The organism is Nocardia citri (genome assembly GCF_054065835.1).
The window spans coordinates 124673-135757 of record NZ_JBSUQM010000016.1; the positions used below are offsets into that span (position 1 = coordinate 124673).

The following is an 11085-nucleotide window of genomic DNA, read 5'->3' on the forward strand; positions in this document are numbered from 1 at the left end:
GTCATGCCAGCACGCTGGAACGGCTGGACCACTGCCAGCACCGCGGCCAACCCACGCCGCGACCTGTACCACCATCAGCTCGTGCGTGGCTGCGGCTGCGAGGTCTGGGACATCTATGGCCGTTGCCACCTCGACGGTGTCGCCGGCGCCGCCAATACCCCGTTCGGTCACGCACACCCGCGCATTACCGAGGCGGTCACCGCGCATCTGCGGCAGCTTGCACACGTCGATGAAACACTGGCCGCGCAACAGCCCGCCGAAGCCCTCATCGACGCCCTGGCCGACCTCACCGGCCTCGACGATTTCGTGTTCGTCAATTCCGGATCCGAAGCGATCGAGGGCGCAATCCGCATCGCCATGGACTACTGGTGCCACCGCGACCAACCCCAGCGCGACACCATCATCGCCTTCGCCCTCGGCTACCACGGCTGCACCGCCCTGGCGGCCGCATTGTCCGGCCTGCCGATCCTGCACACCAAGTGGGCGACCACACCCCGGATCCAGCACGTGGAACTCACCACCGATCACCACCCCGACCAACCCGGCGCAGCTGCGGCACTCGCCGACGCATTCGCAGCGGCGATCACCGCCGCCGGACCACAACGGGTGGCAGCGGTGATCGTAGAGCCGTTCCTCAACGTGGGCGGCGGCATCGTCCTACCCGACGGATTCCTCAACGAATTGCGCACAGTCACAAGCAATTTCGACACTCTGATGATCGTGGACGAAGTGTTCACCGGATTCGGTCGCAGCGGCTCGGCGGCGTTCGCCGTCAACGCGATGCCCACCCCGCCCGACATTCTGGCCATCAGCAAGGGCATGACCAACGGCGTCGTCCCGATGGGCGCCACGTGCCTGCGCCGCAGCATCCGTGCCCAATTCGGCGACGCCCTACTGCGCTACGGGCACACCACCTCCGGCCACGGCCTCGCCTGCGCGGCCGCGCTGGCCACCATCGACCTTTTGCGCACCGATGGCCTGGCATATGCCGCTGCCACCGCCGACTGGTTCGCCACCAACTTCCGAAAGTGCCTGCGCGCGTCGGGAATCGTCGATCTGCGCACCTACGGGGGCGTGGGTGTCGCCGAATGCGACAGCGTCGAGCGAGCCTTGGCGATCGCAGCGGCCGCACGCCAAGGCGGTGTGTCCAGCGGCGGCTTGATCGTCGGCTGCAAACAGAACGCGCTCATGCTCACACCCGCGCTCAACGCCACACCCCAGCAGCTCGCCACGATGGCCGCGCAACTGAAGCTCGCGATCGCGAACGTCGAAATCTACGGCAGGAGCGTGTACGCATGACGACGCACGCCACCGGCCTACCAGCGCTACCACCCGCGCCGGCACGTCCGGCCGACGACTTCGAGTACGTCCCGTGGTGGACCACCGCCACAATGACCAGCGTCCTGAACGACGTCGACACCGCCACCTGGTGCCTGCTGTGCGATCTGACCTCCGGCACCGCCGACATCGCCGCGCGCGCGCCGCGCACCGCCGCAGCCACGATAGCGGCGGTCATGGAAGCACTCTGGACGCGGCAACCGATCCGCCACACCACCGCCCCGAGCTACCGACACGTCCCCGAACGCTTCACCACCCTGACCGCTGCGGACCCCGACCTCGGCACGTGTGGTCGGGTGGCTGCCGCCTGGTGCGTCGCGCGGCTGGCCGTCTACGCCCGCCACCTTCCCCACACCGGCGGTGGGTGCCGCCACCACCAGCTCGCCGATGTCGCCGCCGCCGCGCGGCAGATCCTCGCCTCCGACGAGGGCAGCTGGCTCTACACCGCGCCGTTGGCTGCCCGCTACGACCACGACCGGCCTTTCGCCGCACCAGAATTCGCCAACGCGATCACCACGATCGCCCGTAGTCGGCTGGCCGGGCGCGACACCATCGAGTTCGGCGCCGGAACCGGCGCCATCACCCGCACCGCCGCACCGCATACTCGCAGCCTCGTCGCCATCGAACCCGCCATCGGCATGCGAGCAGTCCTACAACAGCACACCAGCAATTTCGACCACGTGCGGGTCCGCGAGGAGGACTGCATGAGCGTGGGCCTGCCGGATGCCTGCGCCGATGTGGTATTCGAACATGCCGCACTCTGTTTCGTCGACGAACCGCTGTTCGCCGTCGCCGAGGCCGCGCGGCTGCTTCGCCCCGGTGGCGCACTTATCCGGATCATCTCCTCCACCGAGCAACCCGAACCGGTCACCGCGTTCAACGCGGCCTTTCACGCCCAGTTGCGCCTGCTCGGCCATCGGCCGGGTCGCATCGTCAGCTCTGGCAACGATCCCCGCATCACCGATTGGCTCTCGGCCGCCGGGATCGACACCGAGATCGACATCATCGCGACGTGGAACAGCCAACAGCCCCTGCACCGCTACATCGCGCCATTGCTCCACGGCAGCTACCCATACCTGGCCGCGATTCCCGACGATGACCGGCGCCGCGCCATCGACGGCGCACTGACCGCGACTCGCTTGAACCCGGACACCCTCATCCACAGCGCGCACAAGGTGAAAACCGCGTCCACACCGCTGGACGGCACATCCCTTCTCCGAGGTGGGGCCCGGCGATGATGACCGTTCTCGCCGCCTATGCCCCCGGGCCCGGACACTGCAACACCCTGCTGCCGCTCGTGGAAGACCTTGCCGCCCAACCAGATTGCCGCGTTTACCTATGCGGCAGTCAGGAAGTCGCCGCATTCACCGGCATCGGTTCGCTGCACGTGCAGCATCAGCCGGCCGGGTTCGAAAGCTATCTGCGGAGCAGTTCGGGTATCTCCGGTGACGAGATCATTCGTCGGATGGGCCAGCGCAGCCGCCGTGACATCGGGCGTCTGATCACCGAACTCCATCCCGATCTGATCGTGTGCGACACCTCCGAGCGCGGAGCGGCCGTGGCAGCCGGCGACCACGGTGTGCCGTTTCTGCGGGTGGTGTCGTGTGCGGACGCCGCCACCCCGCACGGTAGTGCCGAAGAAGCGCGCCGACGGACACTGGTCCGCGGCCACGACGCCGACGACCTCCGATCGCCCTTGAATCTGGGAACAGTCGCGTTCGGGCCGCGCTGGTTCTTCAGCGGGAGCGAACAACCACGGGAGAATCTGCGCTGCTACCGATACCGGTCGCGCGCAACGGGCACACCAGTACCTGGATATTCGCAGCCCAAGCGACCTCGGGCGCTGATCAATTTCGGTACCTTCGTCACCGAACCACCGGTAGGAGTGCTCGGCAATGCCCTGCTGGGTCTGATCGATGCCGGGATCACATCAATCACGATGAAGATTCGGAATGCCCCGAAACGAGCGATCCTGCGCGGCTGGGCCGAATACCTCAGTGCCCGAACAAGAGCCGACATCTCGGTGACGGCCGAGTTGAACTTGCTCCACCATTTGACGCAGGCAGACGTGCTGCTGTGTCACGGCAGCGCCACATCAACTCTCGAAGCGCTACATCGGGCTGTCGTTCCGATCATCGCACCGGCGCACAGTGACACACTGTTCGTCGCTCGCCGCTGCGTCGACGCCCATGCCGGCGTCGTTGTCGATCCAACGGGCGACCGCATTCGCAGACAAGTCCACGCAGCCGCGTCCGCTGCACTGCACTCACCGCAAATCGCAGCCGGGACCGAATCTTTCACCGCCGCCAACAACGAATTGCCTCCGATCGGCAGCCTGGCCGATCACCTGATCCGACACCGAATGGCCCCGCTGGCGAAGGAGACCGATGAACATGCACGACAAGGGGAATGACCTCACCGCAGTGCCCTGGGCGGATCTGGGCCGCCAGCTCGACAGCGTCTCGCGGGCCTACGCCGACCGATACGGCATCACTCGCACTCCGGAGTGGTACGCGATGAAGGTAGCCGAAGAGGCCGGTGAACTCGTGCAGTGGTTTCTGGCATCGATCGGGCAGGGCCGGGCACGCGGAAAGACTCATGAGCAACTGCGCACAGCCGTCGATGACGAACTCGCCGACGTCGTCTGCCAGGCCGTGCTGATGGCCCATGCTCGCGGCACCGACCTTGGGGCGAGCATCACCCGCAAGTGGCTGACGATCAATCTCAACCCACCCGATACACAAGGTGGGCCGCGTGGACGTTAATTCGGTTGGCTGACAAGGATTTCGAGTGGATCATGGCAAATTCACCACGGCAGCAAGGGGGATCGGGGATGGGTGATGTCGTTGAGGCTGACAGTGCGGTACGCGAGAAGTTTCTGAGGTTGGTGTCCGATACCGCTGAGGTGATGCGCGCGGGCGCCGACGCTGGCGAGGACACGCGACTGGTTGGAACCGAGGCGATGCAGGCATTGCGCGAAACGGGTCTTTTGGCGGCGCTGGCACCGACCGAGGTGGGCGGGTTCCAGGTCGAGCCACTGACGGAGATGGAGTTGATCGAAGCGGTCAGTGCCGTCGACGGCTCTACCGGATGGCTGTTTTGGGCGCTGGCTGGCAGCACAGCGCGAGCGGCCTCGATGCTGCCCGCCACCGCTGTGGATGCGGTGTTCCCGCCAGGGGGCCCGTTTCCGTTGATCGCTTTCCAGGAGCGGGCCTTTGGCAACATGGTCGTCCCCACGCGGACGGGACTGCTCGTGGATGGACGGTGGCCGTTCGGTACCGGCGCCGCCTATGCCGATTGGGTGCTGGCGATCGGGCGATGCGCATCCCCGGTGTATTGCCCGTGGCCCGAAGCGCAGCAACTGGCTGCGGTGGTGCCCGCGTCGCAGTTCGAGGTTGTGGACTGCTGGGACGGGGCAGGTCTGGCGGCGACGGGCACAGTCGACTACCGAGTCGCCGATGTCGTGGTTCCGTGGTCGCAGGTATGGCCGTATCCCGTCGATGTTCCCGTGCGTGGCGGCGCTCATTTCTGTTTCCGGCGCGCGGCGATCAAACATCTGGGATTCGCCCTCGGCGTCGCCAAGGGCTCCATCGAGGAGTTCACAGCGCATGCCAGTCACCGCTATGGGGGTGAGCGCAGGCGTGTGCCGGACGGGCTGGTGGCGCAGGTTGCACGGTCACGGCTGGCGGTGGACGGGGCGCGGGCTCTGGGGGTCGAGACCGTGAGACAGGTGTGGCGGGAGGCTCAGAACACCGGTGCGGTGGCCGAGAGCTCGTATCGGCGGTTGCGGGCGGTGGCCCGCTACGCGACCGAGGTGGCGTTCGAGGTGTGCGCGTTGGTGGCCCGCTATGGAGATGCCTCTCTCGTCGGTCGCCAGCACCGTGCGCAACGTGCGCTGCGTGACATTGTTGCCGGTTCCGGACACGCGGAGATGAGTTCGCTCGCGCTCGACGAGTTCGGGCGCGATCTGCTGGGAGTCGAGGTGCTGTGTCGATGAGCGGGGCGATAGTGACGGCTGTGCAGGCGAGCTATCCGCCGATCGTGGCGGCCGAGGGTGGTTTCTTCACCGTCGCCGACGGCCGCCGGTTCATGGACCTGGCGGCGCAGACGTTGAATCTTGCATGGGGACAGCGTTTCTCACCGATCTCCGCGGCGGTGACCGAGCAGGCGCAGCGGGTGGAGTTCGCGTCGTCGCGGTTTGCCAGTGAGCCGTTCCTCGCGTTGTGCGACAGGCTGGCACAGGTTGCCCCGGCTGGGGTGGATGTGGTCGCCGCCAAACTGACCAACGGAAGCGACGCGGTGGAGACCGCGGTGAAATTGGCGATGCTGCATACCCGCCGGCGTTCGGTCGCCTGCCTGCCGGGTGCCTGGCACGGTGAATCGTTTCTGACCTTGGGGATGGCCACAACGCACCGTGGCCGGATGCTGGCGGACTCGAACGCGACGGTCATGGCAGAGGAACCCGATCCGATGGCGCTGGCTCGGCTGGTCGCCACCCGACGAGATCTGGCTGCGGCGGTCCTCGACCCGGTGATGGTGGCGCACGGCCTGTCCGATGCCGATGTTCGCGCCGGGCTGCGAGCGCTGCGTGACGCCTGTGACGCCGCAGGAACACTGCTGATCACCGATGAAGTGCAGTCATTCGGCTGGCTGGGGCAGCACCTGTTCGCCAGCGAATGGACCGGGGTGGGATCGGACATCATCTGTCTGGGCAAAGCCCTGGGGGCGGGGTATCCGCTGGCGGCGGTGCTCGCGCGCCGCGATCTCATGGCCGTGCTGCAATACAACGACGCCGAATTCACCGCAGGCGGGCACCCGGTGTCGTGTGCTGCCGCGCTGGCCGGACTCGACCAGCTGTGCGCTACCCGCCAGGAAATGAACCACCGCACAACCGATTTCACCATGCTGCTCGACAAAACGTTCGACAGAGATCGATTCGACGTCCGGCAGACCGGGTTGATCGCCACCGTTACGCTGCGATCGCCGCGGTTGCGGGAGACATGGGCGGCTCAGACGATCGCCGCGTGCGCCACTGCCGGATTGTTCGTGCGCACCACCGACCTGGACCGACGGCTGCTGATCAAACCGCCGCTTGTGCTTGCGATCGATGATCTGCGCGAAGGGTTGGCGGCGGTCGCTCGTCTCGGCGCCATGACTGCTGACGAATTGACCACCGTGGTGACGATCGAGCAGGCCCGCTCCGACACCGGGGCCCGGTGTGTGGTGCGCCGGCCTGCGCGGGCGAACCCGCACGAAGAATATGTGGGGGCGTTACTGCGGGTCGCCGGGTTGCGGGTGCTCACCCGCAGCCCAGCCGCTCAGCAAGAGCTGACAGCGACGCTGGCGCGGATCGGAGTCGCAGTGACACCCGTCTACGCCGTCCAAGAGTTGGACGCGGTGGACTACGGATGGACACCCGGCCGTGCGCTGCACACGGTTCTGGCCGATTCGAACACCGACCCGGCGATCATCAACGGGCTGGTGCTGCGTCACTACGAGCTGGTGGTACGAGCGCACGACCACGGCATCGTGATCGGGGATCGGTGGCCGGGCAACGCGATCGTGACTCCCCGGTCCGCGGTCGTGCTCATCGACTTCGAGATCGGCTACGGCGGCCCTCATCATGAGGCGGCGCTGTTCGAGGAAACGTTCACGATCTTGCAGACACTTGTCGCGATACCGGCGTCAAGCAATTCGATACGAGAGAATCTTCTGGAGCGCCTGGTCGATGCTCTGGTGGATCGACACGGGGTCAGCAGGGCTGCTGCGATGTGGCGGCGGCTGGCCGATTTCTACCTTGCCCCGGCACGCCCGGTACATCCGGACTCCGATACCGCGTCCGCATATGCCGGGATACTGTGGGCCGCATTGTCGCGGCTGACGCCGCGGACCCGATCCTGCCCGGAAACCGACGGAGGAACCAACCAAACATGTGCGGCATCGTGGGGATGACCTCGCCCGAGATCACCGTGACCGGGCTGACTGCCGAACAGTTAGCCGTATTGGAATACCGCGGCTATGACTCGTGGGGCCTGGGCTGTCTCACCGACGGTGAGCTGTCGGTGGCCAAGGACACCGGCTCGGTGGGCAAAGCGCTGGCCGAGGGGCGCCTGTCCGGGCTGCCGGAGGCGACACTGGCGCTGGGCCACACACGGTGGGCCACCCATGGTGGCGTCACCGCCGCCAACGCCCACCCGCACCTGTCCTACGACCGCGCGGTCGCGGTGGTACACAACGGCGTCATCGAGAATCATCTCGCTCTGCGTCGCGAGCTGGAGGCCGACGGCATCACGTTCGCCTCCGAGACCGATTCCGAGGTCGCCGCGCATCTGATTGCCCGCCATCTCGCGGGTGGTGCGTCGATGCGCGATGCCATCGCTGCCACCACCGCCGCGCTGGCCGGCGAGTACGCCCTGGCGGTCATCAGTGTGAGCGACCCCGCAACGGTGTGGGGTGCCAAGCACAAAAGCCCGCTGGTCGTGGCGTTCGACGGACGCCGCGGCATCCTCGCCTCCGACCAGATGGCCCTGGACGGCATCAACGATGAGGTGCTGTTCCTCGACGACGGCGACATCGTCGCGGTGCGAGCCGACACGGCCGAGGTCTACGCCGCGGCCGGTGACACCGCTGAACCCGTGCAGCGCGAATTCACCCGGCTCGCAGCCCGGCAGGAACGTGCCGACAAGGGCCGCTACCCGCACTGGATGATCAAGGAGATCCACGAGACTCCCGCCGCCGTTCGCGCCGCGCTGGCGCTACCGGCGGACCAGTTCACCGCGATCGTCCCGCCAGATCGGCTGGTGACCCTCGTCGGCGCCGGAAGCGCGTTCTACGTCGCGTCGATGGGCCAGTACCTGCTCAAGAGCCTCGCCGGGGTACGGGCGACAGCGCTGCCGTCCGATGAGGCCGAATACCTGGCTTTGCTCGGCGACGGTGATCCGCTGGTGGCGATCTCGCAGTCCGGGGAGACCTTCGACACCCTCGAGGTGTGCCGGGCTGCGATCGCGGCTGGCGCGGTGCTCACCAGTATCTGCAACGTGCCCAGCTCCACCCAGGAGCGACTGGCCACCCACCGGCTGCCCCAAGGCTCGGGCCCGGAGATCTGCGTGCTGTCCACCAAGAGCATCGTCAGCCAAGTTGTGTTGCTGGCCCGGCTGGCGCTGGAAACCGGCCACACCAACGGCACTCTCACTGACGGCCACTACACCGCCTACCAGGACTCCCTGGCGCGGCTGGGTGACACCTTGACCGAGTTCATCGCCACGACCGCCACCAGCGTGCAGGCACTGGCCGCCAAATACAGTCACGTCGCGGACTGGTTCTTCCTCGGCCGCGGCATCCTCTACCCGGCCGCCTGCGAAAGCGCCCTGAAATTCAAGGAAGTCAACTACCACCACGCCGAGGGCGCCGCCGCCGGATTCTTCAAGCACGGCACCATCTCCCTGATCGACGAGCACTTCTACACCGTGGCGCTGCTGCCCTCCCATACCGGCGCACCCGACCGCTACGCGGCAACCCTTGCCGCGGTCAGCGAGATCGCCGCGCGCAAGGGCCCGGTCATCGGAATCGGGCCCGCCGATATTCCCGCCGATGACCTGGGTGTCTTCGCCGAATACCTGCCATTGCCCTACCACGGCGACGACATCGCCGACCTGATCCTCAATCTGGTCGCCGGGCAACTGCTCGCCTACTACTGCGCTCTGGACCTCGGACGCGAGATCGACCAGCCCCGCTCGCTGGCGAAATCCGTCACCGTGCGCTGACAACCATCAGAAAAAAGGGGGGGTTCCGCCGTGGCCGACTGGCTCTTGATCCCGATGTGCCCGACACCGAATGGACGCCTGCACATCGGCCACGGCGCAGGCCCCTACCTGCGCGCCGACGCGATCGCCCGCGCACTGCGCCGCACCGGCGACACCGCCACCGTGATCACTGGCACCGACGCCTACGAAAACTGGGTTCTCGCCGCCGTTCCCGACGACAGCACCCCGGAACAGACCTGCCGCCATTACCACGCCGGGATCAAGCACGACCTCGACGCCCTCGGCATCGAACTCGACCACTGGATCGACCCCTTCCACGACGAACACCGCTACCGCTACCGCTACCTGCACGAGCAACTGCTCGACAAACTCCGCCGTCGCGACGCCGCACACCTCGTCCCCGAGTCGATACCGGTCGGCGCCGACAGCGGCCGGGCGCTGTTGGGCGTGTGGATCGCTGGAAGCTGCCCCACCTGCGGCGCTCCGGCCGGCGGCAACACCTGCACCGCCTGTGGCGATCATTTCCATCCCGATCAACTCCAGCAACCGCGTAGTCGACTCACCGACGAGACGATCCGGTGGGAACGCTGCAAGAGCTGGTTCGCTCGCCCCACCGACCCACACAGCATCCTCGAAGCACTGGGCGGCACCGGGCTCGCGGACCGATTCCTAACCGCGCCGCGAAATTACCTCCACCACTCCGACACCCGCATCCGGCTCTCCCAGCCCGGCGACTGGGGCATCACCAGCACCGACCTCCCGGCCGGGCACGTGCTGGCCAACACCTACTACGGGTACGCCCTCTACGCCGGACTCCTCCACGCCCGAGGAGACGGCAATTCCTTCGACCTCGACTCACCGGTGACCGTGGTCGGATTGTTCGGCAGCGACAACTCCATCGCCGGACTCGTTGCACCCCACGTACTGGCTGGCCCGGCCGGATACAAACCGTTCGATCACACCGTGGTCAACCACATGCTCCACTTCGACGGCCGCAAATGCTCCACCAGCAAACAACACGGCATCTGGATCAGCGACCTCATCGACAACACCACCATCACCACCGACGAACTCCGCTACAGCCTCGCCCACGAACCGCTCGACCTGCGGATCGGCGACATCACTCCGGCGGCTCTCATCACGCGCATCAACGAGCTGGGGCACTGGATGACACGCCGTCTCGCGCCGGCTCTGCACACTCTCGACGAGACGACCCCCGTAGCCGTCGATCATGCCCGGGTCGCACAGGCGCTTGACGAACAACAACATCGACTCACGCCGCCTCATGTGGATCTTGCTGCCGCGACGAATGTCGCGAAGACGTGGATGTTCAGCACCAACCTGCCCGAAGCAGACGAGATCGCAACGTGGCTGGCCGGCACCGCCCTGCTCACCAGCCCGATCCTTCCGGCCGTCGCAGCTCACATCTGGGACGCGCTCGGCTATAGCGAGCGGCCGATGCAGCTCGGCGCAATTGCCAGCACCCTCGCGAGTCACAGCCCGCGACAACGGCAAATTCAGTGTAGGACAATGGATCTAACGCTGACCGAGATCACGCCCTTTATACGCCTCGAAGACCAACACGCCGTCCGTGATGGACCGGTTCGGTAGTGGCCCCAAGCTGCGCATCTTAGAAGTGATCTCCGCAGCCGCGGGTCGAAGAACGGTTAAGAGACGAACCTCCTAATCACCGCCTTCTGCCGTCGAGAAAAGCGGCATCTGGTGGGCGTGCGCGTGGTCTGCGACACCGAACCGACGACATCGGTCCGATACGAGCAGGAGAGCCACACCGATGAACCGCCCCATGATCCGACCCCCAGCGGTGAGGCCCGCCGGGGGCGTCGCGATCGTCTCCACCTCCTCACCGATCTCCGCCGACGAGCTGGACCGCCTTGTCGCCTACTTCGAGGGCAAGGGCCACCCGGTGTCAGTGGCGACGCATGTGCGGGCCTCGACCGGCTACCTTGCCGGATCGCCGGCCGAC

Annotated in this window: 9 protein-coding genes; all 9 read left to right on the forward strand. The window is 66.5% G+C overall.

The annotated features are described in order from the left end of the window. Positions 1-3: 3 nt before the first annotated feature. Positions 4-1299 (forward strand): aminotransferase class III-fold pyridoxal phosphate-dependent enzyme, encoded by a 1296-nt coding sequence (locus ACW2Q0_RS21430; RefSeq protein ID WP_457192671.1) that lies wholly within the window; start codon positions 4-6, stop codon positions 1297-1299. Then, positions 1296-2576, forward strand: coding sequence for a class I SAM-dependent methyltransferase (locus ACW2Q0_RS21435; RefSeq protein WP_457192672.1), 1281 nt, complete (start codon positions 1296-1298; stop codon positions 2574-2576). The genes ACW2Q0_RS21430 and ACW2Q0_RS21435 overlap by 4 nt, the downstream gene beginning before the upstream one ends. After that, positions 2573-3751 carry a hypothetical protein gene (locus ACW2Q0_RS21440; RefSeq protein WP_457192673.1) on the forward strand — a complete coding sequence of 393 codons (1179 nt, stop codon included), beginning with the start codon at positions 2573-2575 and terminating at the stop codon, positions 3749-3751. The genes ACW2Q0_RS21435 and ACW2Q0_RS21440 overlap by 4 nt, the downstream gene beginning before the upstream one ends. Further along, a complete protein-coding gene (locus tag ACW2Q0_RS21445; protein ID WP_457192674.1) occupies positions 3726-4103 on the forward strand; it encodes a pyrophosphatase in 378 nt (125 codons plus the stop codon). The genes ACW2Q0_RS21440 and ACW2Q0_RS21445 overlap by 26 nt, the downstream gene beginning before the upstream one ends. A gap of 68 nt (positions 4104-4171) precedes the next feature. Continuing rightward, on the forward strand, positions 4172-5335 hold the full coding sequence (locus ACW2Q0_RS21450) for an acyl-CoA dehydrogenase family protein (RefSeq protein ID WP_457192675.1): 1164 nt from the start codon (positions 4172-4174) through the stop codon (positions 5333-5335). Next, positions 5332-7290: an aminotransferase class III-fold pyridoxal phosphate-dependent enzyme gene (locus ACW2Q0_RS21455; RefSeq protein WP_457192676.1), complete on the forward strand. Its 1959-nt coding sequence runs from the start codon at positions 5332-5334 to the stop codon at positions 7288-7290. Before ACW2Q0_RS21450 ends, ACW2Q0_RS21455 begins: the two co-directional genes overlap by 4 nt. Then, entirely contained in the window at positions 7287-9101 is a 1815-nt protein-coding gene (gene glmS / locus ACW2Q0_RS21460) for a glutamine--fructose-6-phosphate transaminase (isomerizing) (protein WP_457192677.1), read from the forward strand. The genes ACW2Q0_RS21455 and glmS overlap by 4 nt, the downstream gene beginning before the upstream one ends. Before the next feature lie 30 nt (positions 9102-9131). Then, a complete protein-coding gene (locus tag ACW2Q0_RS21465) occupies positions 9132-10712 on the forward strand; it encodes a class I tRNA ligase family protein (protein WP_457192678.1) in 1581 nt (526 codons plus the stop codon). Between the two features lie 193 nt (positions 10713-10905). Continuing rightward, positions 10906-11085 (forward strand): hypothetical protein (locus ACW2Q0_RS21470; RefSeq protein WP_457192679.1); only part of this gene is annotated, 180 nt, incomplete at its 3' end.